Source organism: Butyrivibrio hungatei NK4A153 (assembly GCF_000424465.1).
Lineage (GTDB): Bacteria > Bacillota > Clostridia > Lachnospirales > Lachnospiraceae > Butyrivibrio > Butyrivibrio hungatei_A.
Map to the genome: position 1 here is coordinate 83,656 of NZ_AUJY01000012.1, position 26,098 is coordinate 109,753.

General features: G+C 40.9%; 26 protein-coding genes and 1 pseudogene. 23 read left to right on the forward strand and 4 right to left on the reverse strand.

The features are described from left to right. Positions 1–12 precede the first annotated feature (12 nt). The 4 genes from G628_RS0108185 to G628_RS0108200 all read left to right on the forward strand — a co-directional run bounded on the left by G628_RS0108185 (position 13) and on the right by G628_RS0108200 (position 4,380). On the forward strand, positions 13–1,662 hold the full coding sequence (locus G628_RS0108185) for a VanW family protein (protein ID WP_026656378.1): 1,650 nt from the start codon (positions 13–15) through the stop codon (positions 1,660–1,662). A gap of 26 nt (positions 1,663–1,688) precedes the next feature. Beyond that, entirely contained in the window at positions 1,689–2,669 is a 981-nt protein-coding gene (locus tag G628_RS0108190) for an AIR synthase-related protein (protein ID WP_026667269.1), read from the forward strand. A 74-nt stretch (positions 2,670–2,743) separates the two neighbouring features. Next, positions 2,744–3,226: an Lrp/AsnC family transcriptional regulator gene (locus G628_RS0108195; protein WP_027208910.1), complete on the forward strand. Its 483-nt coding sequence runs from the start codon at positions 2,744–2,746 to the stop codon at positions 3,224–3,226. Then, positions 3,223–4,380, forward strand: coding sequence for a pyridoxal phosphate-dependent aminotransferase (locus G628_RS0108200; RefSeq protein WP_026656381.1), 1,158 nt, complete (start codon positions 3,223–3,225; stop codon positions 4,378–4,380). The genes G628_RS0108195 and G628_RS0108200 overlap by 4 nt, the downstream gene beginning before the upstream one ends. A 47-nt stretch (positions 4,381–4,427) precedes the next feature. Here G628_RS0108200 and G628_RS0108205 read toward each other — a convergent pair whose 3' ends face one another. Both G628_RS0108205 and G628_RS16835 read right to left on the reverse strand, forming a co-directional pair. Further along, positions 4,428–5,375 (reverse strand): 3'-5' exoribonuclease YhaM family protein, encoded by a 948-nt coding sequence (locus tag G628_RS0108205; protein ID WP_026667268.1) that lies wholly within the window; start codon positions 5,373–5,375, stop codon positions 4,428–4,430. Between the two features lie 20 nt (positions 5,376–5,395). After that, entirely contained in the window at positions 5,396–6,757 is a 1,362-nt protein-coding gene (locus G628_RS16835) for a S1C family serine protease (RefSeq protein WP_051199098.1), read from the reverse strand. Positions 6,758–6,904: 147 nt separating this feature from the next. On the opposite strand from G628_RS16835, the gene G628_RS0108215 reads away from it, so the two are divergent. From G628_RS0108215 to G628_RS16850, 15 genes and pseudogenes are all read left to right on the forward strand, one after another. Further along, positions 6,905–9,298, forward strand: a complete 2,394-nt coding sequence (locus tag G628_RS0108215; RefSeq protein ID WP_026656383.1) for an endonuclease MutS2 — start codon at positions 6,905–6,907, stop codon at positions 9,296–9,298. Positions 9,299–9,313: 15 nt separating this feature from the next. After that, positions 9,314–10,015 carry a response regulator transcription factor gene (locus G628_RS0108220; protein ID WP_026656384.1) on the forward strand — a complete coding sequence of 234 codons (702 nt, stop codon included), beginning with the start codon at positions 9,314–9,316 and terminating at the stop codon, positions 10,013–10,015. After that, positions 10,016–11,452 (forward strand): sensor histidine kinase, encoded by a 1,437-nt coding sequence (locus G628_RS0108225; protein ID WP_026656385.1) that lies wholly within the window; start codon positions 10,016–10,018, stop codon positions 11,450–11,452. It begins immediately after the preceding gene. Between the two features lie 9 nt (positions 11,453–11,461). Continuing rightward, positions 11,462–11,953: a tRNA (uridine(34)/cytosine(34)/5-carboxymethylaminomethyluridine(34)-2'-O)-methyltransferase TrmL gene (gene trmL / locus G628_RS0108230; RefSeq protein ID WP_027208911.1), complete on the forward strand. Its 492-nt coding sequence runs from the start codon at positions 11,462–11,464 to the stop codon at positions 11,951–11,953. 15 nt (positions 11,954–11,968) lie between these two features. Further along, positions 11,969–13,546 (forward strand): 23S rRNA (uracil(1939)-C(5))-methyltransferase RlmD, encoded by a 1,578-nt coding sequence (rlmD, locus tag G628_RS16840; protein WP_081670616.1) that lies wholly within the window; start codon positions 11,969–11,971, stop codon positions 13,544–13,546. Further along, the gene (locus G628_RS0108240) at positions 13,539–14,018 is read left to right on the forward strand and encodes a GNAT family N-acetyltransferase (RefSeq protein WP_026667265.1); all 480 of its coding nucleotides are present in this window, start codon (positions 13,539–13,541) and stop codon (positions 14,016–14,018) included. The genes rlmD and G628_RS0108240 overlap by 8 nt, the downstream gene beginning before the upstream one ends. A gap of 71 nt (positions 14,019–14,089) precedes the next feature. Further along, entirely contained in the window at positions 14,090–14,296 is a 207-nt protein-coding gene (locus G628_RS0108245) for a helix-turn-helix domain-containing protein (RefSeq protein ID WP_026667264.1), read from the forward strand. Then, a complete protein-coding gene (locus G628_RS0108250) occupies positions 14,293–15,306 on the forward strand; it encodes a virulence RhuM family protein (RefSeq protein ID WP_027208912.1) in 1,014 nt (337 codons plus the stop codon). Before G628_RS0108245 ends, G628_RS0108250 begins: the two co-directional genes overlap by 4 nt. Positions 15,307–15,361: 55 nt before the next feature. Further along, the gene (locus tag G628_RS0108255) at positions 15,362–15,817 is read left to right on the forward strand and encodes a GNAT family N-acetyltransferase (protein WP_027208913.1); all 456 of its coding nucleotides are present in this window, start codon (positions 15,362–15,364) and stop codon (positions 15,815–15,817) included. A 374-nt stretch (positions 15,818–16,191) separates the two neighbouring features. After that, positions 16,192–16,269, forward strand: a pseudogene (locus G628_RS19335) (GNAT family N-acetyltransferase); the annotation flags it as partial. A 9-nt stretch (positions 16,270–16,278) separates the two neighbouring features. Further along, positions 16,279–16,683, forward strand: a complete 405-nt coding sequence (locus tag G628_RS0108265; protein ID WP_027208914.1) for a GNAT family N-acetyltransferase — start codon at positions 16,279–16,281, stop codon at positions 16,681–16,683. 148 nt (positions 16,684–16,831) lie between these two features. Further along, a complete protein-coding gene (locus G628_RS0108270; RefSeq protein WP_027208915.1) occupies positions 16,832–17,830 on the forward strand; it encodes a sensor histidine kinase in 999 nt (332 codons plus the stop codon). Positions 17,831–17,943: 113 nt separating this feature from the next. After that, on the forward strand, positions 17,944–18,639 hold the full coding sequence (locus G628_RS0108275; RefSeq protein WP_026656391.1) for an ABC transporter ATP-binding protein: 696 nt from the start codon (positions 17,944–17,946) through the stop codon (positions 18,637–18,639). Beyond that, positions 18,636–21,209, forward strand: coding sequence for an ABC transporter permease (locus tag G628_RS0108280; RefSeq protein WP_027208916.1), 2,574 nt, complete (start codon positions 18,636–18,638; stop codon positions 21,207–21,209). Before G628_RS0108275 ends, G628_RS0108280 begins: the two co-directional genes overlap by 4 nt. A 15-nt stretch (positions 21,210–21,224) precedes the next feature. Further along, positions 21,225–21,515, forward strand: coding sequence for a hypothetical protein (locus G628_RS16850; protein ID WP_051199100.1), 291 nt, complete (start codon positions 21,225–21,227; stop codon positions 21,513–21,515). 115 nt (positions 21,516–21,630) lie between these two features. Here G628_RS16850 and G628_RS0108290 read toward each other — a convergent pair whose 3' ends face one another. Next, positions 21,631–22,155, reverse strand: coding sequence for a hypothetical protein (locus G628_RS0108290; protein ID WP_026656394.1), 525 nt, complete (start codon positions 22,153–22,155; stop codon positions 21,631–21,633). A 325-nt stretch (positions 22,156–22,480) separates the two neighbouring features. Between G628_RS0108290 and G628_RS0108295 the strand changes: the two genes are divergently transcribed. Beyond that, positions 22,481–23,377 carry a LysR family transcriptional regulator gene (locus G628_RS0108295; protein WP_026667260.1) on the forward strand — a complete coding sequence of 299 codons (897 nt, stop codon included), beginning with the start codon at positions 22,481–22,483 and terminating at the stop codon, positions 23,375–23,377. After that, on the forward strand, positions 23,364–23,906 hold the full coding sequence (locus G628_RS0108300; protein WP_034462134.1) for a hypothetical protein: 543 nt from the start codon (positions 23,364–23,366) through the stop codon (positions 23,904–23,906). Before G628_RS0108295 ends, G628_RS0108300 begins: the two co-directional genes overlap by 14 nt. A 105-nt stretch (positions 23,907–24,011) precedes the next feature. On the opposite strand, the gene G628_RS18125 is transcribed toward G628_RS0108300, so the two are convergent. Then, positions 24,012–24,899, reverse strand: coding sequence for a helix-turn-helix domain-containing protein (locus G628_RS18125; RefSeq protein WP_051199101.1), 888 nt, complete (start codon positions 24,897–24,899; stop codon positions 24,012–24,014). A 223-nt stretch (positions 24,900–25,122) separates the two neighbouring features. Here G628_RS18125 and G628_RS0108310 point away from each other — a divergent pair, with 223 nt between their 5' ends. Next, positions 25,123–25,392, forward strand: coding sequence for an autorepressor SdpR family transcription factor (locus G628_RS0108310; RefSeq protein ID WP_027208917.1), 270 nt, complete (start codon positions 25,123–25,125; stop codon positions 25,390–25,392). Beyond that, complete coding sequence (locus G628_RS0108315; protein WP_027208918.1) at positions 25,389–26,081, forward strand: SdpI family protein; 693 nt, start codon at positions 25,389–25,391, stop codon at positions 26,079–26,081. Before G628_RS0108310 ends, G628_RS0108315 begins: the two co-directional genes overlap by 4 nt. Positions 26,082–26,098 lie beyond the last annotated feature (17 nt).

Here is a 26,098-nt window from a genome sequence, read left to right on the forward strand (position 1 = left end):
AGTGGAAGTATTATGAAGAGATTTTTTTGCGGACTCGCTCTTTCGGTACTTACTTTAGCAGCTATTCCGGTGGAACAGGTTTCGGCTGCAAGCAACACGATAGCAAAGGGCGTAATGATTGGGGACATCGATGCGTCTGGGATGACGATCGAAGAAGCTAAGGAGGCTGTTGCCAGCAAGGTAAAAGAAGTAGTTGATGGTGAATTGATTCTCACAGGTGGAAACGGAAAAAAGATTCCGGTTAAGGGCTCAGATTTGGGAATATCATGGGGAAACCCTGATGTTGTCAAGGATGCGTATGCTGTTGGACACGAAGGCAACGTAGTAGAGAGATACAAAGAAGGCAAGGATGTTGAAGAGAATGCCGTTAAGTTCGATATCGATTATGGTATTGATGACGAAGCCCTTACAACGATAATCCGTAAATGTAATACGGAATTCAATGAAAATCTGGAAAAGATAGACCTTGAGAAGGAAAAAGAGAAAGAAGAAAAAGCTAAAAAGGTCAACAAGGATAAGAGAGAACAGGCTCGTAAGGAAGGTGAAGGCGATAAGCAGACATCAGGAATGACAGCATACATCGTAAATTCTGATGAATCCAAAGCAATCATTAAGGACTTTATTGCCAATTCATGGACTCCTGAAAACAATGAGGTTGAGCTTGCAGTAAAGACTGTTGATGCTTTCAAAAATTTAGATGAATTGCAGAAGATGAGTGATGTTCTCGGAACATACACTACAGGATACAGAGATTCAGGTGCCGCAAGAAGTGCGAATATTGAAAATGCGTGCGCCCGTTTGGATGGAATCAGACTTGAGCCCGGACAGGAGCTTTCAGTTCTTGATACAATCACACCATTCAGTGAGGAAAATGGTTATTATCCGGCCGGTTCATACTTGAACGGTCTTGTTGTTGAGAGTATCGGTGGTGGTATCTGTCAGGTATCATCAACTCTTTATAACGCAGTTCTTTTGGCAGAACTTGACGTTACAGAGAGACACAATCATTCAATGATCGTGTCTTACGTTGAGCCTTCTGCAGATGCTGCTATTGCGCAGTCAGGCGGTAAGGATTTCAAGTTTAGAAACAATACAGATTCGCCTATTTACATTGAGGCTGTCTGCACACCTGATAAGCATGTCACATTTACAATTTATGGACATGACAACAGACCTGCAGGAAGAAAAGTTACATACAAGAGCATTATTCTTGATAAGACTCCTGCTTCAGAAGACAAGTACATGACAGATCCTTCACAGGCACTTGGCTATGTTGGAATGCAGTCTGCACACCTTGGATATAAGTCTCAGCTTTGCAAGGTTGTTGAGGAAGATGGTGTTGAATCTGCAACTAAGATAATCAATACAAGCACATACAACATGGTTCCCAGAATCATCATGGTTGGAACAAAGGGTGCAACACAGGCAGATATTGATGAGCTTAAGTTAGCAATGGAGTCTAAAGAAATTAAGACTGTACGTAATGTTGCACAGGAGCTTGGTAAGAAGAAGTCTGTAACAGCAAGCGTAAGTACAGAGTCAGATTCTGATAAAAAGAAGACTGCTACTACAGAATCAGAGCTTGATGGTGCAGAAGCAAGAAATGATAAGCCTGTAGCTGAAGGAACGAAAAAGAAAAAGAGCGTATTAAGCGAAGGCTAAAAAACTGATCAATACTCGGAGAAGGCATGAAGATAGGCAAAATTTCAGAGAATACTCTTAAGAGATCCGTGTTGAAATTGATAAAAACAGAACATAGAAAAGAGACTAGCGCAGCTGTAGGGACAGACTGCGCTTTTTCTGAGTCTGAGAAGGTTTACTCCGCAGTATGTCCGGTTACTGAAAATGTCGCATGTGCAGGTTATTATGCGGCTATGAAAGCAATCGGTAATATTGTCATTCATGGAATCGAGCCTTCACATGTGACAGTGTCAATTCTTCTTCCCGAGGAGACTGAGGAAAAACAGTTAAAAGCAATCGTAAGGGACATAATAGCGGCATGCAATGAATATGGAGTTACCTATGCGGGTGGACACACAGAGGTGACAAGTGCAGTTACAAGACCTGTTATAACAGCAAACTGCGTAGGAACTACGAAGGATGCCGGTTTTGATATAGGCAAGAATGACAATCTTAAAGATGGTCTGGCACTTGTTATTACAAAGTGGATAGGGCTTGAAGGAACAGCAATGTTGGCGCAGCAGGGACATGATGAGCTCTGCGTCAAATACCCGGATCCATTTATCAGAGATGCGATTGATTTTAAAAATTATCTTAGCGTCGCGAAAGAGGCTGCAGTCGCCATTAAGTCCGGCGCAGTTGCTGTTACCGATATTTCGAACGGGGGAGTATACGCCTCACTTTGGGATATCGCAGAGCGTGCTGGAACCGGACTTTGCGTGGATTTAAAAAGTATTCCGATACGACAGGAAACGGTAGAAATCTGCGAGTTTTATGAGATTAATCCATATCAGCTTTTGTCGGGAGGTGCACTTCTTTTTGCGTGTGAAGATGGTGACAGACTGGTCGCAGAGCTGGAAAAAGAGGGAATACCCGCGAAAGTTGTCGGATATTTAAAAAGTGGAAACGACAAGATTATCACAAATGCAGATGAATCAAGGTTTCTGGATATGCCGGGATGCGATATGATACATAAAATACTGGGATAAATGCTCAGAAACCGATTTTTGTAGTATTATATATATCGGGATGAATAACAGGAGGATGGAGATAAGTTATGAGCATCAGAGAAGAAATTTTAACGATTATTGAGAAAAACAGCCGTATAGATGTTAAGGAACTTAGCATTCTTATCGGTTCAGAAGAAATAACAGTCGCAAATGAGCTTAAAGCCCTTGAGGACGAAGGTGTAATTTGCGGTTATCATACAATGGTTGACTGGTCAAAAACAAGCATTGATAAGGTGAATGCCCTTATAGAAGTTAAGGTTACACCTCAGAGAGGCCTTGGTTTTGATAGCATCGCTGAGAGAATATACAAATATCCCGAAGTTAAGAGTGTCTATCTCATGAGCGGAGGTTTTGACCTTATGGTAATTCTTGAAGGCAAAACTCTGCAGGAAGTGGCGGGCTTTGTAAACAATAAGCTTGCTACACTTGATACTGTGCTCAGTACCGCGACACACTTTATTCTCAAGAAATACAAGGATCACGGAACAATACTGACCAGAAAGTACGAAGACACAAGGGAGAAGATAACACCATGAGAAATCCGATAGGTAAGAAGATTGTTGATATAAAGCCCTCGGGCATCAGAAAGTTTTTTGACATTGTTCAGGAAACAGAAGGGGCAATATCACTGGGGGTGGGAGAGCCTGATTTTGATACACCTTGGCATATAAGAGATGAGGGCATCTATTCACTGGAGAAGGGAAGAACATTCTATACTTCCAACTCCGGATTAAAGGAGCTTAGGACGGAAATTTCTGAGTATATCAAGAGAACTCAGGGAGTGACCTATGATCCGATAAAAGAGATTTTTGTAACGGTAGGTGGATCTGAAGCAATCGACCTTGCACTTAGAGCAATGATAGATCCGGGAGATGAGGTTCTCATTCCTCAGCCCAGCTATGTTTCATACGAGCCCTGCGCAATACTTGCCGATGCAAAGCCTGTTATAATAGAGCTTAAGGAAGAAAATGAGTTCAGACTTACAGCGGAAGAAGTTCTTGAGAAGGTAACGGATAAGACCAAGATTCTGGTGCTTCCATTCCCAAATAACCCGACAGGTGCGGTTATGGAAAAAGAGGATCTTGAAAAGATCGCAGAAGTTGTAAGAGAAAAAGATCTTTATATCATTTCCGACGAAATATACGGAGAACTTACATACAAGGGAAAGCATGTATCTATTGTTTCACTTCCCGGAATGAAAGAGAGAACTATTTTGATAAACGGTTTCTCTAAGGCATATGCCATGACCGGTTGGAGACTTGGATACGCTTGCGGACCTGAAGAAATCATGGCGCAGATGGTCAAGATTCATCAGTTCGCAATCATGTGTGCTCCGACAACCAGCCAGTATGCTGCTGTAGAGGCACTCAAAAACGGCGATGATGATGTTAAGATGATGCGTGAGCAGTACAACCACAGAAGAAGATATCTTCTTAACGAGTTTAAGCGCATTGGACTTCCTTGTTTTGAGCCATATGGAGCATTTTATGTGTTCCCTTGCATTAAGAAATTTGGAATGACAAGTGATGACTTCTGTACGAGACTACTCAAAGAAGAGAAGCTTGCGGTTGTTCCCGGAACAGCTTTTGGTGACTGCGGAGAAGGATATATCAGAATATCATATGCATATTCGCTGGAGAATCTTAAGGCTGCAATGGAGAGACTTGAAAACTTTATATCAAGATTATAAAAAAATACCCCGAAGGAAGGTTCCTTCGGGGTTTTGCTCTATCATGATCAGATATCTAATTTCGAATCATAAAGATTTGTTTCAAATAACTTGTTGTATCCCTGCCAACCGGGCTCTGTTATGTTGTTCAGGATTTCTGTGAATGTCTCCATCTTGGCGTCGGTATTATCTGCAAGGTTGAGCGCTACAGCCTCGATAATTGAAGGCTTCTTGGGTGAACCGTACTCGTATTCCCCGTGGTGAGCAAGAATGCAGTGTATGATCTCCTGCTTTAAGAGAGTGGGGAAGCCATTAATGTTTTTCACCTTATCGTTTATCATCTCGGCACCGATAACGATATGTCCAAGGAACTGACCTTCATCCGTGTAATCGTTTGTGGGGAAAAGGCTAAGCTCTCTTGTTTTACCGATATCGTGGCACATTGCTGCAGTAAGGAGCAGGTCCCTTTTAAGAACGGGATAAGACTTGCAGTAGTAATCGCAAAGTTTTGTTACGCTGAGAGTGTGTTCCAAAAGTCCGCCGATAAAGCCGTGGTGAACAGTTTTTGCTGCGCTTGATTTGCGGAACTTGTTTATAAAATCCTCGTCCTGTACAAAGAATTCTTCCAGGAGCTTCTTGAGATAAGGATTTTCAATGGTTCCGATTATTCCGAGTAGTTCTTTGTACATTACGTCGTTGTCTTTAGATGATACGGGAAGGTACAGCGCGGGATCGTACTCGCCTTCGTGGCATTTTCTTGCACGTTTAACGTTGATCTGAATTGCGCCGTTAAAACTTGTTACTTCGCCGAAAATATCAAGATAGTCTGCGTCGTCGAAGTCGTCGATTCCTTCACTGTTGGGCTCCCAGATCTTGGCATCCACGGTGCCTGTTTTGTCCTGAAGAGTAACGGAGAAATACTCTTTTCCGTTCTTAGTGGTGGCACTTAACTTGTGTTTGCACATGTAGATATCTGCTATTCTGTCGCCGGGTCTTAAGTCTTTTAAAAATTTCATTGAAAGCCTCTTTCTAAAAATTAATCGTGAGTTGCGCTTTCAAGCGTAACCTGCGTTTTAATCTCTGTATAACCTTTGGTTGATTGTCTCATTACAGTAACTGATATTATATCATCCGGGGCGCAATCAGCAAGCTTTTTCACAAAAGCGTCAAAAGAGATAATGTCTTCGTTGTTGAGCTTTGTTATGATGTCGCCGCTCTGGATCAGAGCTTTTCTTGCAGGTGAAGATTCTTCCGTGGAAGTAACATAGGCTCCCTGCGGCATGTTCATTTCATCACGTATTGCAGCAGGAATATTTTTGCCATAGACTCCGAAATAAGCGCGAGGTTTCTTGTTGGAAAGGTCCTCTATGAGGTTTCTCAACTCGGTTATTGCTATCGCAGATATGTGATTTTCCAAAACTTTGCGATTTTTCTTGTTCTCTTCACTGTTGTGAGTCATATCGATGATACCGAGAAGCTTACCGTTTAAATCAATAATGGCGCCTGTGCTGTCGCTGTTTCCGGGCATATCGGTTGTAATTATCTTATAATTTGAGTCTGCCAGATAAAGTGGAGACTTATCAGAAGTTATCAGTCCGATAGAAACAGATCTTTGAATACCTGTGGGGCTTCCAATCGCAATAACAGGGACTGCAGTCAGATTGGTGAAATTGGTATTTGCAAAATCTGCAGTTTTTATCGTTTCCTTGGTGGATTCTTGCATGGATGAGAGTTTGACGCTGATAACGCACAGTTTCGTTACGTTGTCGGTTAGGCACATCTCAGCATCAGCCATGGATTCATCACTAAATGTTACTCTGATGTTCTTGGCATTTTTTACTGCAGATGACGGAACAAGGATAAAAAGAGCCGTTCCGTTGTCCGCAACGATAACTCCCGATGCACCGTTGTTCTCAAAAGAGTCGCTGAACCAGTCGGTGTTGTTGGAAACGCCGGTTACTCTTACAATGCTTCTGGATGCTTCATCTGCTACGCCTTTAAGAGAAGACGTCATTATTTTTGCAAAGTCAGATCCGTTTAAAGCGTAAGAAGCAATAGCCTCTTCCAGCTGGTTTTTCTGATTTTCTTCATTGATCTGAGCCTCATTTTCAGCAATTTCATTATCGTCTGCAAACATTTCTTCGGGAGTCAGCTCGTCACTGGCGGATTCTTCCGGGAGCGTGATCGGCTCGGGCTGGCTTTCGGGATATAGTTTGTCACTCAAAAGAGGCTGTAGCAGAAGAAATGTAAGACACGAAACAAGTCCGAATACGACTGCCATTGAAGCAGTTATTATCGTTCTTTGTATAAGTTTCTTTCTGTTTATGGGGCGCTGTTTTATCTTTTCGCTTATAAACGAGGTATCTTTTTTGTTTTCGTCCTGATCATTAAAAGGCATATCATTTCCTCCGTTTTACTCTCCAATTATATCCGCTTTTACGGCTGAATACTAGTAGGGCACTAAGGACACTAGCCACAGGGTCTTATAAATGATAAACTGTAATTTGGATAATTGTGTAAAAGATGTGGTATTAAGGACTATAGGATGAATCAGAAAGCACTTCACGTACTCGAGTACGATAAAATAACAGAGAAACTTACGGAACATGCAAGCTCAGAACCCGGAAAGAAGCTTTGCAGGGAGCTTGAGCCGTCGTCTGATATAAAAGAGATCAGAAAAAATCTACAGAAGACAAAAGACGGAATCGACAGGATATTCAAAAAAGGTTCGGTTTCTTTTGGAGATAACAAGGATTTTACAGGTGTTCTCAAGGCACTCAAGATCGGAAGCTCTTTGGACGCGGCCAATCTTCTCAAGGTAGCGGCTTTTTTGGATAACGTAAACAGGGTAAAGTCATACGGAAGACCGCAGAGAGACGGCGAATCAAGAGATTCTCTTTCAGAGAGCTTTGAACTTTTGGAGCCTCTTACTTTTGTTGCGCAGGAAATTAGAAGGTGCATTGTTTCGGAAGATGAGATAAGTTCCGATGCGAGCCCTGCGCTCAAGCATATCAGACGCGATATTATGCTTACCAACGACAGGATACATGAGCAGCTCGGCAGGATGATTAACGGATCCATGAGGACATATCTTCAGGATGCGGTCGTTACCATGCGTGGAGACAGATATTGTATTCCTGTTAAGGCGGAGTATAAGTCACAGATAAACGGACTTGTTCACGACCAGTCGTCTTCGGGATCGACTCTTTTTATCGAGCCTGCGGCAGTGGTTGAGCTCAACAACAAGTTAAAAGAGCTTATGCTTCATGAAAGTGCTGAGATTGATAAGATTCTTGCTGAGCTTAGCGTAAAAGTTTCGGAGCATGTAAATGATATCAGATATAACTCTGAGATAATGACGGATCTTGATTTTGTTTTTGCCAAGGCATCTTATGCGCTTGAGATCAATGCGATTCCGCCTGTGTTCAACGACCGTCACTATTTTGATATCAGGAAGGGCAGACATCCTCTTATCGACAAGAACAAGGTTGTTCCGATAGATGTTTATGCCGGAAAAGACTTTGGAATGCTCATAATCACGGGCCCCAATACCGGTGGTAAGACTGTAACGCTTAAGACAGTAGGTCTTTTGACCATAATGGGACAGGCGGGACTTGCGATACCGGCAGGTGACAGGTCTGAGCTTTCGGTGTTCGATGAAGTGTATGCGGATATTGGAGACGAGCAGAGTATTGAGCAGTCTCTTTCAACGTTCTCATCACATATGACAAATACAGTTTCGATCCTCAAAAACGCAGACGAGAATTCGCTGTGTCTTTTTGATGAGCTTGGTGCGGGAACGGATCCCACTGAGGGAGCGGCTCTTGCCATTTCGATACTTAACGATCTTCATAAGAGAAATATCAGGACGCTTGCAACGACGCACTATAGTGAGCTTAAAGTTTATGCGCTCAATACTGAGGGCGTGCAGAATGCAAGCTGCGAGTTTGATGTGGAGTCACTTAAGCCCACATACAGGCTTCTTATCGGTATTCCCGGAAAGAGTAACGCTTTTGCAATCTCTTCTAAGCTTGGTCTTTCGGAAGAAATTATCGATGCGGCAAAAGAGCAGATAAGCACTGAGGATAAAAAGTTTGAGGATCTTCTTGCGGATCTTGAAATGAGCAGAAAGACGATCGAGTCCGAGAGGCTTGAGATCGCGGAATACAAAAAAGAGGTTGAAGAGCTCAAGAAGCGCCTTGAAGAGAAATCTGACAAGCTTGATAAGCAGCGCGATGACATTATCAGGGAAGCTAACGAGCAGGCAAGGGATATTCTGCAGGAAGCCAAGAATGTTGCGGATGAGACTATAAGAGTATTTAGAAAAGCCGGTCCCGGAGCGTCAATGCAGGATCTTGAGAGAGCCAGAACCGGTGTAGGTCAGAAGATTTCTGACAAGAATAAAGTGATATCTGCAAAAAAAGAGAAGGCAAAAGAGACACATCCTATCCTGAAAGAATCACAACTTAAGCTCGGTGAATCCGTAAAGATAGTATCCATGGGGCTTAAAGGCACAATAAGCTCAAAGCCTGATAAGGACGGAAATCTCTATGTGCAGTGTGGAATTATGCGTACTAAGGCAAACATCAGAGATCTTGTTCTCATAAAAGAGGATGATGGAAAGGCTGCAATGAAGAAATTTTACGGAAGATCTTCGGGAAGCGGTAAGATGGATCTTTCGCGCGCAGCAAGCATAAAAACAGAGGTGAATCTTATCGGCAAGAACAGTGATGATGCGATCGCCGCTCTTGATAAATATCTGGACGATGCATATATGTCACATCTTAACAATGTGAGAGTCGTGCACGGAAAAGGTGCGGGAATTTTAAGACAGGCAGTTCATGCTCATCTTAAGTCGGTTCCGTATGTTAAATCTTTTAAATTGGGAGAATTCGGCGAGGGAGATGCAGGAGTTACCGTAGTTACGTTTATAAAGTGAGGGAAATAATAAGACATGGTTAGTAAACAGAAAATTCTGATAGTTGATGATGATAATAATATTGCGGAGCTTATTTCGTTGTATCTTGTAAAAGAGTGTTTTGAAACAAGGATATGCAACGACGGTGAGTCTGCGATAAATGCTTTTGACAGTTTCAAGCCCAATCTGGTGCTTCTTGACCTGATGCTTCCGGGAATTGACGGATATCAGGTGTGCAGAGAGCTCAGGGCAACTTCGCAGGTTCCGATAATCATGCTTTCCGCAAAAGGAGAGGTTTTTGATAAGGTTCTGGGACTTGAGATGGGTGCGGACGACTATATGGAAAAGCCGTTTGATTCAAAAGAACTTGTCGCAAGAGTTAAGGCGGTTCTTAGAAGATACAAACCGCAGACGCAGGAGACCACAGAGTCGGACGACAAGGTTGTGAGATATCCTAACCTTGAGATCAATATGACCAATTATTCTGTGACATACATGGGAGAAAGAGTCGATATGCCGCCGAAGGAAATGGAACTTTTGTATTTCCTTGCCGCTTCGCCGAACCATGTTTTTACAAGAGAGCAGCTTCTTGATCAGATCTGGGGATATGAGTACGTCGGTGACACAAGAACGGTTGACGTGCATATCAAAAGACTCAGAGAGAAGATCAATGACCATGATAACTGGAGAATAGCAACGATCTGGGGAATCGGTTACAAATTTGAGGTGCAACAGTAAATGAAACGGACACTTTATTTAAAGTTTCTTTTAGCATATTTGCTGTTTGGTATTTTCGGATTTATTGTTGTGGCGACATTTGTGTACAGCATGACTTTTGAGCGTTTGAGGCGTGATAAGGCCGACAACATGTACCGCGTCGCAACGCAGATAGCAAATACATACGCGGCGGATCTTTATACAAATATGGCTTCGCTTGAGACGGTTCATCAGCAGCTGGTGTCTTTGTCCATGTACATGGATAAATCTGTAATCTGGATAGTTAACCCTTCGGGAAGACTTGTGCTTGATTCTTCAAGGGTTTTTAAGCAGAACGAGGAAATTGCGATAAAGGACTTTGATCCGACGGTTATCGGAAATTCTTATTACACGATAGGAGATTTCTGGGGACAGTTGAGCGAGGAAAACTTAAGCGTTTTTGCTCCGATAACGGCTAACTGGAAGGTTCAGGCGTATGTTGTTATTCATGAACCTTTGTCGGAAATAAAGGCGTCGGCGAATGCGTTTCTTGATATTTCGTATCTGATGCTGCTTGTGTTATTTCTTTTGTCCCTGATAATCCTTATCTTCTTCACTGAGCTTGTGTATATGCCGCTTAGGAAGATCACGACCGCGACCGAGCAGTACGCGGTGGGAAATATGAGCTACGAGTTCTCTGTTGAGTCAGAGGATGAGATGGGATATCTTGCGGCTTCGCTTTCATATATGGCGGGTGAGATAGCAAGGCAGGAGGACGATCAGAGGAAATTCATCGCCAATGTTTCGCATGATTTCAGATCGCCGCTTACGTCCATAAAAGGGTATCTTGTTGCAATGCAGGACGGAACGATACCGCCTGAGATGCATGACAGATATCTGGGAATAGTTATCAACGAAACGGACAGACTTACCAAGCTCACAAACGAGATGCTTACTCTTAACAATCTGAATACAACGGGGATGCTTCTTGATAAGAGCGATTTTGACATAAACAGCATTATCAGGACGGTTGCGGAGTCTTTCGAAGGAACATGCCTTAACAAGAATATCGCGATCAATCTGGTGCTCACAGATGACAAGATGCTTGTAAGTGCGGATATGAGCAAGATACAGCAGGTTCTTTACAATCTTGTTGATAACGCGATCAAGTTCAGCAATAAGAATTCTGCGATCAAGATCGAGACTACAGAGAAGCACAGCAAGGTATTTGTTTCCGTAAAAGACAGCGGAATAGGAATCCCGAAGGACGATCAGAAGCTTATTTTCGACAGATTCTACAAATCGGATCTTTCGAGAGGTAAGGATAAGAAGGGCACGGGCCTTGGCCTTGCCATTGTAAAAGAGATAATCAAAGCACACGAAGAAAATATAAATGTCATCAGTACAGAGGGCGTCGGAACGGAATTTATCTTTTCCCTTCCGAAGGCAAAATCCATGGATGCGGATGACGAGGAGTAATAGAAAGATATGCATATAGTTTTACATCAGCCGGAGATACCGCAGAATACAGGAAATATCGGAAGGACATGTGTTGCTACGGGAACTTCGCTGCATCTTATAGAGCCGCTTGGATTCAGGCTCAATGAAAAAGAGCTAAAGCGCGCGGGAATGGACTACTGGGAAAGACTCGACGTTACAAGGTACATGGACTTTAATGATTTCAAGGAAAAGCACCCCGGGGCAAAGATCTGGATGGCTACCACAAAGGCAAAGCGCTCTTATACCGAGGTCTCTTTTGGCATGGATGATTTCATCATGTTTGGGAAAGAGAGCGCCGGAATTCCTGAGGAGATTCTTGTGGAGAACGAGGAGAACTGTATCAGGATTCCTATGGGAAATGATATCAGATCTTTGAATCTGTCCAATTCTGTGGCGATTGTTTTGTACGAGGCGCTTAGACAGAATGATTTTAAGGGACTTGAGAAAGAAGGCGAACTTCACAGGCTTCATTGGAAGTAAAATCAGGTGGGATATATGAGTGGTAAAAAAGATATTGCGACTGCGGGCTACAAAAAGGATGACATCCTGACAGTCGATATAACCGATATTGGAAATGATGGAGAGGGCATAGGCAAAATAAATGGCTATACCCTTTTTATTAAGGACGCAGTTATCGGAGATAAAGTTAAAGCGAAGATAATGAAGGCGAAGAAGAACTATGCCTATGCGCATCTAGAAGAGGTTCTTGAGCCTTCGGAGCATCGTATAACGCCGAAGTGTCCCGTGGCGAGGCAGTGCGGCGGATGTCAGATTCAGAGCATGTCTTATGAGAGACAGCTTGAATTCAAGCAGAACAAGGTAAGAAACAATATCGTAAGACTCGGCGGATTTGATTCGGAGATTGTTGATAGTGTGATGAAGCCTATCATCGGAATGGATGAGCCTTGGGAGTACAGGAATAAAGCGCAGTTCCCTGTCGGCTGTGACAAAGAGGGCAAGGTTGTTACGGGCTTTTATGCGGGAAGATCGCACAATATCATTCCAATGACGTCCTGCTGTATCGGAGTTAAAGAGAATGAAGAGATCATGGAGATTATCAGATCTCACATGGTCGATAATCGCGTGCGCCCGTATGATGAAGTTTCCGGAAAAGGCCTTGTGCGCCATGTTCTGATCCGAAAGGGATTTACGAGTGGCGAGATAATGGTGTGTCTTGTTATCAATTATCGCGCGGCTTCAGGCTCTGCGAAGAAAGCAGGAGTAGGTGGTGCGCAGGTAGAATATATCGACGGACAGAAGGCACTTGTCGAGAAGCTTTCTAAAGTTAAAGGCATGAGCAGTATTTCAGTTAGTATCAATACAGAAAAGACCAACGTTATCATGGGGCTTGAAGTTCATACTATCTGGGGAAAAGATACAATAAGCGATACTTTGTGCGGACTTAAATTTGAGATATCGCCGCTTTCTTTTTATCAGGTTAATCCTGTGCAGACAAAGAAATTGTATGAGCAGGCGATTGAATATGCTTCGCTTACGGGAAAAGAAACTGTGTGGGATCTATACTGCGGAATAGGAACCATTACTTTGTCTATGGCAAAGACTGCAGGCAGAGTCTACGGTATCGAGGTTATTCCTGAAGCAATCGAGGATGCAAAGCGAAATGCCGAGCGAAACGGAATATCTAATGCAGAGTTCTACTGCGGCAAAGCTGAAGAAGTCCTTCCTGAGTTTTATGAGAAAAAGAGAAAGACTGTATCCGGTGGAGACGACGGCTCCAGCCTTCATCCCGATGTGATCGTAGTCGATCCGCCAAGAAAAGGCTGCGACTTGGTCTGCCTTGAAACAATGCTTAAGATGCAGCCTGAGAGGATTGTGTACGTAAGTTGCGACTCCGCAACACTCGCAAGAGATCTTCGCATTCTTGCAGACGGCGGGTATGAGATAAAAGCAATTCGTCCCTGCGATATGTTTCCTTGGACTGTGCATGTGGAAAGCTGTGTGCTCCTTGAGCGTGTGAGCAACCGAAAAGCAGATTTCTATGTGAAACTGAATGTGAAGATGGAGGATTACTATCGGATTAAAGACTCGAAAGGCGGTGAAGTGGATGGATAAGGAAAGTATTATATACGATACGGCAACAATAAGCGATATTCCGGAACTTGTAAGGCTTAGAATTCTATATATGACAGATGATTTTGGCTCATTAACCGATGAAGAAAGAGAAGGTATGGAAAAACAGCTTCCGGGATATTTTGAGAGAGAACTTGGGAAAAAGCTGATTGCGTTTGTAGCAAGAGCAGAGGGCAGGCTTGTTGCTGCGGCTTATCTGTTGATTATCGAGAAGCCGGCAAATCCATTTTTTCTAAATGGATTGGATTCAGAAGTTCTAAGCGTATACACAGAAGAAGAATACCGTGGTAAAGGAATCTGTACGAGCCTTATGAGCAATATGATTGAATATGCCAAAGAGCATCAGATATGCCGCATTGATCTGGTAGCAACGGATGAAGGATATCCTATATATAAAAAACTGGGGTTTGAAGATAAGGTTCAGAAGTATACAGATATGCGATTAAAACTTTAGGATCCACGCATTGCGATAACTAGCGTTACGTGATATACTACGATCACAAGCACGCAATGCGAGGTGATGATATGGATATAGCCAAATCGATAAGAGACTTGAGAGAAAGCACAGGGATGTCACGTAAAGAGTTTTCAGAGCATACGGGTATCCCTGTTCGTACATTGGAAGACTGGGAGGCGGGGCGAAGAACTCCTCCGGAGTATATTCCGAGGCTTATTGCCTATCAGTTGAAATATGAAGAACTGATGAAGGTAAAGGGGGAGAAACTTTTATGAGAGATTTTGATAAGCAGATGGAAATGGTTCTCTATCATTCCGATGAAGGGGATGTTTCTGTTGATGCATATATTAAAGATGAAAGTATCTGGATAACACAGAAGGCGATGGCAGAGCTTTTTGGTGTCAAAGTGCCTGACATATCGAAGCACCTTTCGAATATATACGATGAAGGTGAATTGGTGAAGGAGGCAACTATTTCCAAAATGGAAATAGTTCAAAGAGAAGGAAACAGGGATGTAAAGAGAACGCCGGTTTTCTATAATCTGGACGCAATTATTTCTGTTGGATATCGTGTAAATTCAATTAAAGCAACTAAATTTCGCATCTGGGCAACTACCGTTCTTAAGGAATACATGACAAAAGGTTTTGTTCTGGATGACGACCGTCTGAAGCAAGGGAAAACTGCTTTCGGAAAAGATTACTTCCGCGAGTTATTGGAGCGTGTTCGTTCAATCCGAGCCAGCGAACGGCGTATCTGGCAGCAGATTACAGATATTTTTGCTGAGTGTAGCATTGATTACACAAAGGATTCCGAAGTGGCTTATCATTTTTATGCAACGATACAGAACAAGTTTCATTATGCGATCACAAATCATACCGCTGCAGAGATAGTATATGAATCAGCAGATCATGAGAAAGAGCATATGGGACTTACAACCTGGAAGAATGCTCCGGATGGCAGAATACTGAAATCAGATGTTTCGATTGCAAAGAATTATCTGGAGGAGAAGCAGATTCGCAGGCTGGAACGTGCGGTCACAGGATATTTTGATTATATCGAGGATCTGATTGAGCGTGAGAATGTATTCACGATGGAAGAGTTTGAAAAGAGCGTAAATGCTTTTCTTGAATTCCGTCAGTACAAGATTCTTAATGATAATGGAAGAATATCTCATAAGCAGGCGATGGATAAGGCAAATGCTGAATATGAGATATTTAACAAGACTCAGCCTATTGAATCAGATTTTGATAAGGCGGTAAAGAAAATGCTCAAGGAGCAAAACTAAACCGGACTAGAACAGCTAAGTGATTAAAGACTAAGAGGGGAGGAGTGTTTTAGAAATGCCGATTTACAGGATAATGAACATAGATGATTATGAAGCTGCTTATGCCCTTTGGATCAAATGCGGGAACGGGCTTAATGATAAGGATGATTCCAGAGAGGGCATCGATAAATATTTAAAAAGAAATCCGGGAACATCCTTTGTCGCGATAATTGACGAAAAGGTCGTTGGAGTAATTCTCTGTGGGCATGACGGAAGGCGCGGTATCATACAGCATGCCTGTGTATCCCCTGATTGCAGACGTATGGGTATAGGCACAGAGTTGGTAAATCTGGCACTCACGGCTCTGAAAGAAGAAGGAATTAATAAAGTTTTGCTTGTAGCATTTAAAAAGAATGAAAAAGGCAATGCTTTTTGGGAATCACAGGGATTTACGCTTCGTGACGACATGAATTACAGAAACAAAGCGCTTGCTGAGATGGTCAGAATCGATCCTGATTATTTGAATGATTGATATGAACCGAAGGCAGATAAGTAATAATCAGTAGTTGCTATTGTGATGGAAATTCGGTTGCTCAGTCGGACGACAGTCGAAACTGTATGTTTATTGTCCAAACTTCATGAGGCTAAGCATCATATCAACGTAAAGGTAGATATGGACGAGCTTGATCTCACAAGTGCAGAGGCTAAGGCGACGTACAAAGAGATTGTGGAGTGGGTGCAAGAACACTATGGATTTCATGTGACAAATCTGAAGATAGCAGACAGCCGGGATGCCCGGAATATAATTATATTAGTATTTACGCGTGCTTATAGCATTGTATACAATATCTTTGTTGTGACAATCTGGATAAACAGATGTCGCATAGGAGGTAATCATGAGAATGCGAGGCGACAGAAATGGGGCGACCTCTATATGAGAAATATGGCTTTGTTAAGATGGAATCTGAAATGGAACTGATTTAGGAGGCAACGTTGAACATCAAATATACAGATAAACATGATTTTACTAAAAATGAATTGGAAGAATTATTTCTTTCAGTTAACTGGTCATCAGGTCATTATCCGGAGAAATTATGTATCGCAATGAAAAACTTTAATACCGTCTTTTCTGCTTATGACGGGGATAAACTGGTTGGGATGGTATGTGCTATGGATGATGGAATAATGAATGCATATGTGCATTATCTGTTGGTGAATCCTGAATACCATAATCAAAAGATTGGCAGAACACTGATCGATATGATTAAAGAGAAGTATCATAGCTATCTTAGAATAGCAGTAATTGCCTATGACAAAGAAATGCATTTTTACCAAAACTGTGGGTTTGAGAAAAGTGATGATGCTTCGCCAATGTTTATAACTTCTCTATGGACATAAGAAATGCACTACTAAATTCTTGCATCCTATGTTATCGGTGCGGTAGTGTATTACATCAGTTTTTTTGTAGAAATAAAAAAAGCTAACAAATTTTTTTCGGGCTTAGAATGAATATAGAGAGTCGTACAGCGATTGGGAGGCATTTGATATGCTGAAAAATAAGGAAATCGGATATATGATCTGTGCAGCAGCTGTATTTACGGTTGCTGCGTCTGTATGCGGATATGTTTTATGTGGCATAGCCGCTTTTATTTTATTGGTGATATTGGGAATTGCTTTGGGGAGCGGATTTATTTTTTTCACAAAACGCAGGTATAACGATATAGACAAACTCAATTCGTACTTGGTAAGAGTTCTTGAGGGAGATGAAACAGTGGGGATCCTCGATCAGGAAGAAGGAGAGCTGTCGCTTCTTAAAACGAACATCTATAAAACCACATCTACGCTCAGCTACCAGAAAGATCTTTTGGCAAAAGACAAAGTGGCGCTGGCAGATGCCATTGCGGATATAAGTCATCAGTTAAAAACTCCGCTTACGTCCATGATAGTAATGAACGATCTGCTCGAAATTGAGGATGATAAGAATAAGCGCGATGAATTTCTTACGACACAATCAAATCAGTTGGATAGGATGAACTGGCTGATCCAGACTCTTTTAAAGCTATCTAAGATCGATGCCGGAACAATAATCATGAAGCCTGAAGAAACAGAAGTTGACGAACTTATCAGAGAAGTCATAAAACCTTTTGAGATACAGATGGAGCTTAAGAATATAAGCTATACACACGACGTTTTTAATATGTCTGTTAAGTGCGATAAAAACTGGACCATAGAAGCCATTCAGAATATTGTGAAAAACTGCATCGAACATATGGAGAGCGGCGGCATGCTTTCAATAAAAACATCCGACACAAACATCTATAAGGAGATATCCGTTGAAGATACGGGCTGCGGAATAGCGGAAGAAGATCTGCCGCATGTTTTTGAACGTTTCTATAAAGGGAAAAATGCAGGAAAAGACAGTGTTGGCATAGGACTTGCTCTTGCAAAGACAATCATTACGGGACAGCGCGGAGATATTGTCGTAGAAAGCACGGAAGGTGTGGGAACGAGGTTCTGTTTGAGATTTTACAAAACACTTATCTAAAATGACAAATCTGTAATTGTATAGTCACTTGATTGTAAGATGGAAGCTATATTCTATTCTCATGAATAAGATATTCGACATGTTTTTTGCATGAGAAGGGAGACAAAAGAAAAATGAACATTCTGGAAATCAGAAACCTTTGTAAAGTATATGGAACAGGGGAGACAAGAGTTGACGCTCTTAAAGATGTCTCTTTTGATATAGAGCAGGGAGAGTTTGTGGCAATAGTAGGACCTTCCGGTTCAGGAAAATCAACACTTCTTCACATCCTTGGAGGAGTGGATGTTCCTACATCGGGTACTTGCACTATCGCAGGGACAGATATCGGCAAGCTTGATGAGACCAAGCTTGCAATCTTTCGCAGAAGAAATATAGGTCTTATCTATCAGTTTTATAATCTTATTCCTATCCTGAACGTAGAAGAGAATATGACACTTCCAATTTTACTGGATGGAAAAAAGGCTGATAAAAAGCTTCTTAACGATCTGGTTGAAAAGCTTGGATTAAAAGAAAGATTATCTCATCTTCCGAATCAGCTCTCAGGAGGCCAGCAACAGAGAGTGTCTATAGGAAGGGCGCTTATGAATCATCCTGCGCTGCTTCTTGCTGATGAGCCTACAGGTAACCTGGATTCAGAGAACAGTAAGGAAATCATAGCACTGCTTCGCAAGTTCAATAAAGAAAATAATCAGACTGTTATCATCATAACTCATGATGAGAGAATAGCTCTTTCTGCTGACAGAGTCATCACGATCGAAGATGGTAAGATCACACGCGACAGTAAGAAGGAAGGGGTGATGGTGTCATGAATATTATATCAACCCTGACATTAAGACACCTTCTTGGAAACAAGAAAAGATCCATCGTTACAATTCTTGGAATTGCAGCATCTACGGCACTTATAAGTGCTATTGTTCTGGGCGTTTTTTCTTTCTTTAAGTTCTTTGGGCTTCTGGCAATACAGACAGAAGGAAATGTACATGCGCGGTTTAGTGAGATTACGCATGAGCAGTATGTTTCTTTGAAAGAAGATAAAAGGATAGCTTCGGTAGGAATTTGTGATGCAGAAGAAAAAATAACCGGCGTCAGACTTTTAAATGATAAAGAAGACAGATTCCGAATTGGAAATATCGATCATGTGGATAATGGCTATTTATCCATGGGAGTAGTAGCGGATTATGACGGAGTGCTCCCTAAAAATTCTTCTGAAATAGCGGTTGAAGAGCAGTTTCTAATTGATAATGGCCTGGATGATCTTAAGATAGGTGATTCTCTTACCTTTGATCAGGGATACAGGTATATTGATAACGGGCTTGAAGATTTTGCTTATCTGGCAGGTAATTACAGGTCGGACGAACAGTTTAAGGCTGAGTCAACAGAAACCTGTACAGTAACAGCAATTCTTCATGGGAACAGGCCGACCGGTAATTGGGACATTCTGCGAGGAATGGATGATGACTATTTTCCTGAAAAAGCTCAAGTGCTGATTTTACTTAAGAAATGCGATCATACAGCGATTAAGCAACTTAACAGCATTACAGCAGAATATGGAATCGACAAGTGTGAATATAATACAGAGTATCTAATTAGTTGCTTTGCGTTTGAAGACAGTAGCGGTTCATACAAGGCATTTTTTGCCATGATGGCTGTTGCCCTTGCAATAGTCATAGCTACATCAATTATCTTAATATTCAATTCCATAGGAATGTCCCTCACAGAGAGAATGCGCTATCTTGGAATGCTGGCAAGTGTCGGAGCTACATCTAAGCAAAAGAGATTTTCAATATACTACGAGGGAATTGTTCTAGGTGGAATAGGGATCCCTTTAGGGCTTTTGCTTGGCTATATCGGTACGAAGATGACTTTGGCGGTTCTTGGAAAAAAGATACTCGAGGCGGATTTACTGGCCGGTGCTGAAGGTATGAGCGGTGGCATTCCTGTAGTATGCAATCACTATGTAATAGCTGCCATCGTATTTTTTGCGGCACTCACAATATTTGTTTCATCATTTATTCCGGCAATCAAGGCGTCAAAAGTTATGCCGATTGAAGCTCTGCGCCAAAACAATGTGGTGAAAGTTAAAGCAAGGAGCCTTCGCGTAAATCCCTTGATAGGAAAAATCTTTGGATATGAAGGCGAGCTGGCTTACAAAAACTTAAAAAGGAACGGTGTAAAAGGTAAAGTTATAACCGCAACCTTAGCGGTTTCAGTAATTTTGTTCCTGACAACAAACTTTTTTTGCAATTCCTTAGCAAGAGCCAATAAGTTTGAAATCGATATCCCTTATCAGATCGTGGCATCATGTTCGCTTTCGGAGAGTGACAGGCTTCGAAGTGACATTAGCAAGATAGAGGGAGTAGATAATGTGTACAGTGCAAGTATGATCCAGTTTTGGTTTAATAAAGCTCCGGATTCAACCACCGAGCTTGCCAATACAGATATTGCAGATCCAAAATTTCTTTTACCCGGATTTGCGGATATAAGCCTCGCTGGAATGGCTGTATGCATAGTGGATGATAAGGACTTTGACAGGATACTTGAAGATAATGGCCTGGATAAAAGTGCTTACTATGGCGATACATTGCGCGGAGTGTTGTTAAATGATTTTTTTCACGAGAGAAAGTCCAGTGAAGTATTTAATGACGGGATAATAGGGCAGGTCCTTCACTACGATAATGCGATGGGGAATCCTCCGGCCATAGAGATTTCGGGATTAGTCAAATATGACGAAAACAATCGCATTTTAAACCTGGCACCTAAGAATGGCATTGAGGTGTTTGTACCCGCATCCATGTACTATGACAAGGCAAAAGAAGTGCTTCCCGAAGATAAGCTTACGGTTGATCTGGGGGTTGAAACCTCGAAGCATAAAGAAGTCCATGACAAGATATATTCTATTTTGGAAAATTATGGATATCACAACTATTATTGCGCTGATATTGCGGATTCATTACAGATATTTGATACGGTCACGCTTATACTGAAAACTGCAATGTATGGCTTTACGATTCTCCTTACGCTTATTGCGATTGCAAATATAGTAAATACGATTTCAACCGGAATGCTCTTTAGGAGAAAAGAGTTTGCCATGTATAAGTCGGTGGGCCTTGAAAATAGCGGATTTAAGAAGATGATAAGACTAGAAACACTTCTTTACGGAATTAGGGCACTTATACTGGGAATTCCGATATCTCTTTTGCTGAGCTATTTTATGTATAGCACGTTTAATTCGAATCTGTTCATCTTTAATCCGGATCCGGTCATGTATGGCGCGGTTACGGCTTCGGTATTTGGAATTCTTGGAATCAGCATGGCGCTTAGTGTAAACAAGATTAAGAACGACAATATCATTGAGGTTCTTAAAGAGGATGCTGTGTAAAGAGTGAGGCATGATATGATACGACTTGAAAAAGTGAATGGAAAAAATGTTTGGGATCTTTTGAAATTACAAGTTTCGGAAGATCAGAAAAGTTTTGTGGCATCTAATGATGTTAGTATTATCGAGGCTTATACGGCGATAACAGGAAATGGATATGGAAAAGAAGCTGTAAAGCTGGCATTAGAGTTTATAAGAACGTATCCGTGCGGCGAGGCAGAGTATTGCTGGCTTTTGTATGAGCCAGAGAATACAGTGGCTTCAAAGAAAACGGAGATAAGGACGGCGAAGAGCTTATTGCAATATTAAAATTGTGAAAAAACATAGATATTCCGATACGTGTATATGTAAGTCAGTTCCACTCAGAAGAAAAAGAATTCTTTTGAGTGGAACTTTTTTTAAAAAGAAGCAGGATGAGATTAATTTATAGAGATAACTTGCCTTTGCGGTAGCGTCCAAACAAAATACCGTCGTCAACAAATTGATCTGTTTCTGAGATCCATATGGGGAATTTATCGGTGGCTACAGCAGTTTGTCCATTTAACATTCCGGTATGGAAGGAGAGGTGTCTGTATTGGCGAAGTACAAGTTCCATACGGGTATAGATGCAGTTTTCCGGTTTTTCATAGAGCATATTATCCGTAAGGGAATCCAGATAATTCATGGTTTTCTTTTCTATCAGATCAAGATATGACAGGAGCTGGGCATCGGATAAAATAACGCTTGTCGGATTTTCGGGATTGTCCATTCCGTTTTCGTGGAAGATAGGCTCTTCGTAAACGAATGGATTGATAAACCATTTGTCGGCTGAGTGAAGAGCGTGATATGCCCATCTCCAGCAAGGAGCTCCGCAGCATAGGGCGTCTCTGTCATAGGTACGTATGGAAGTGCGAATATTTAAAAAGTTTGGCTTTACTGTATCTTTAATTATTTTACATAGTTCATTCATAAGAAAACCTCCTTGCGCTTAATTGGATATGACCGTATAATATCATTGGATTTGATATCAGTAAAATTGAAATAAATAATTATATAATTCAAATATATTGAATGATTGGAAATGTATAGCATTAATAGTAATAAATGAAAAAGGACAAAGAGTAATTCAGATTGAAACAATCATGTAATAGACATAAAAAAAGAAACGTAGTACCCCGCATAGGTATTAAACCGTACGGCACAAAACCACATTTCTATGATGCTACATTATAACGAAGTATCATATGTGTCAAGGAGTATATATTCTCGTAAATTATTTAATATGGAGATTGAGTATGACAATTACACAGTTAAGTACTTTTTTGAAAATATCAGAAATGAAAAGTTTTTCTGCGGCGGCAAGTAGCCTGGGGTATGCGCAGTCTACTGTTACAACGCAGATTAAGCAGTTGGAGGATGAACTGGGATGTGTGTTGTTTGAGCGTCTTGGGAAAACTATTTCAATCACTTCGTCGGGGGAACGTCTAATAGCATATGCAGAGAAGATGCTTCAGTTAGAGAGAGAAATTCGTCTTGATGTAACAGATGAAGAAAATCCTGCAGGCGTATTGAAATTGGGCGTATCTGAGTCTCTTTGTGTAAGTAGATTCCCACGAATTTTGATGGAGTATACCAAGAATAATCCACGAACAGAAATTAGGATACAGTTTGTTACACATGATGATATTCCCGAGCTTCTTCAGAAGGGAGAGCTTGATATGGTATATACTCTAAACCCGCTAATTGAGGATGAAAGGGTTAAAATTCTGCATAAGAAACGGGAAAGTCTGGGCTTTTACGCATCACCAACAAATCCTGTTGTAGATAAAACTATTCGAGAAAAAGATCTAAAGAATGTTCCGCTTTTATTGACTGGGCATAACTGTAATTTTAGACATATGTTGATTTCTGATCTTGATAGGCATGAAATTTCTCCGAATATAGTTCTGGAAACAAGCAGTAAAGAAATATTGAAACAATTTGCAATCAACGGATTAGGCGTAGCGTTTATACCGGATATTACTTCGGAAAATGAAATAAAAACAGGCAAACTCAAGCGTCTTACGTGGAAGGGAGAAGATTTTCCCATATATTCACAGGTTTTAATCCATAAGGATAAAAAACAGAACAAAGCAATAAAAGCTTTGGCTGAAATTATTATGAGAGATAAGGAAAATTATGGGGAAAAGTAGTAGAGAAAGAAACGTGTCTGTAATAAAGGATGCAAATGGAAACAACATTGTTGTAATAAATGACATTATTTTTAAAGGGAAAAGGTCAATTGATTGGGATTATGTTGAAGAGTATTTAAAGGATCATGTTGGAGATGTTTATAAAAATGCAGAGATAAACGACGTTGTTTATTTTGGCAAAGATCTTCCAGATGAATATGCGCACTCAGAGTATTCCAATTCTTTGAAAGGTGCTTATGCCAAAGCAAAAGCTAATGCAGCGCAGGGGCTTGGTGAGATGATTGAAATTGCCTTTAATGGCTGTTATACAGAAAATAAGAAACGGAAGCATGCAATTGATGCAGCTAAAGGTTGGTATCGTTTTGAATCACGATTTGCATTACCTGTTTATGAAGATAATGGTGAAATTGAAAGATACAATGTTTTCCATATTTATCTGATTATTAGACACGATCAAAATGGTAAGAAGTATCTTTATGATCTTATAAACATAAAAAAAGAAACGAGCAACCCGCTTGGCTGTCGATAGCGACACGTACGGTAAAAAACCCATTTCTTGATTCATATCTTAAAGAAGTTAGACTTAATTGTCAACATAAAAAATAATAGTTACATAAATATAGGCGGGTTTCGATTATAAAAAATGATTATTAGATGCTCTCACTATGGAAATAAATATCTTTGAAATCCCTGTAGCAATAGTTACAATTGCGGTTCTAATGATAAGATCTTTTATCATACCTTGGAAAGTGTTCATGTTATGCATACAATCTCCGTATAACGTAGTAAGATAAATTGCGGCGATGGAAATAAACCATCCCCAATGGACAGCTTCGTCATGCTTTTCGTATCTATACATTTGGATGATCAGTAATATCAGGTTTACAGTGAACGTTATTACTAAGATGTTATTCATAAATGGCCCTATTGATGATGGATCTATTCCGAAAGGGATTGAGCCATTTGCGGTCTTTAGCATAATAATCCACGCTGATAAAACGCTGCCCAAAAGAGTTAGCGTTGAAAGTAGCTTTGAAATTGTGGAAAACTTATTTAAATTGTCATGTGATTGTTGATTTGAGAAGTAGACGATCACTACCGTGATAAATGTAATTACCATAAATAGTACATATTCCCAAGTAGGTTTACTGTCAAAGATAAAGCTGTTATTTCCTAGCGCCGAAAATCCGGATAATATGCAACAAAGAAGGGGCACGATTTGTAAACAGTGCCTGATATTTTTCATTTTATTCTCGCGTTGTTGAAGCTTTGCAGCTCTGACAATCTCAATCAATGCAGCTTCATCGTGTTCGTCTTTGATTCCGGTAACAATTTCTTGAATTCGTAGATCAAGAGTAGTTGCCAGGTTTTCCAACAATCCAACATCAGGAAAACTTTCTCCTTTTTCCCATCTCGAAACAGCTTTGTTACTGACGCCAAGTAAATCGCCTAACTCACTTTGTGTATAGTTCTTTTTTATTCTTGCTTCTTTGATTAGAGTACCGTTTTTCATTTTATCCATGTGTACCGCCTCCCTTTTGCACTTTAAGTGTATCAGTCGGAATGGCGATTATCAATCTATCGTAACGAGAACGTTGTTATATTGATGCTGGGAGCGGACGGAAGATCTGTTGCTGGTATTTAAAAAATATTTTAAATAGCTCTTGACGAAGAGATGGCGTGGTCATACTATTGCTATAGTATTTAAAAAAAATTTTAAATAGCATGTGAGAGTGAGTATATTTATGGGTGAAACAAATATATTTAAGGTGCTTGCCGATAAGCAGCGTCGAGATATTCTTGTGATGCTAAAGGATGGCAGGATGAATGCCGGAGAGATTGCGGAAAAACTTGAAATAACTCCGGCGGCGTTGTCTTATCATTTAAAGCTTCTTAAAGGAGCAGACCTAATCATGGAGTATAAGCAGAAAAATTTTATCTATTACGAAATCAACGCAACAGTTTTTGAGGAGCTGATTTTGTGGATTGGACAGTTTGGAGGTGGAAAGCGATGAAAAAACTAATGTGGAGTATTTCTCTTTTTTCTTTAATCGGAACAGCTGTTGCGATTCAGTTTATTCCTGAAAGAGTTCCGATGCATTATGATGCGGCCGGAAATGTTACACGGTGGGGCTCTAAGAATGAAAACTTCATCTTTCCGATTATGATTCTGTTTATGTCTCTTATCTGGGCAATATGTATTGGTTATTATGAGAAAAAGGCTTTAAAAAACACTGATGAAAAAGAATGCGCTGAAGCAAAATCTAACGCTAAAGTAATCAGTTATGTTGGTGTTGGAATGGCTTTAATGTATGCGGTAATGCAGGGATTTATCTTGTATGGAGAATATAAAGGGGCTATCTTAGGAGCGACGAAACAAGTGGTTGATATCGGGAAAGTGACAGTAATAATGATGGGGCTGCTATTTATTTGGCTGGGAAATGCCATGCCCAAAACGCGAATCAACGGGACGGTCGGTGTTAGGATAAGCTGGAGCATGTATAATGACACTACTTGGAGAAAGAGTAATCATTTCGGTGGTGTAGCATTTGTTGTTGCCGGAGTTCTTACGATTATCACTTCATTTATAGTACAAAACTCGTCCGTCGCAATGGCGATTTCGGTGGGATATGTAAGCGTAGCAGCTGTCGCAAGCTTTGCCTATGTGCATAAAGTATATAAAGCTGAAAAGAGAGAAAACTAATTCAATTAAAAAGACGA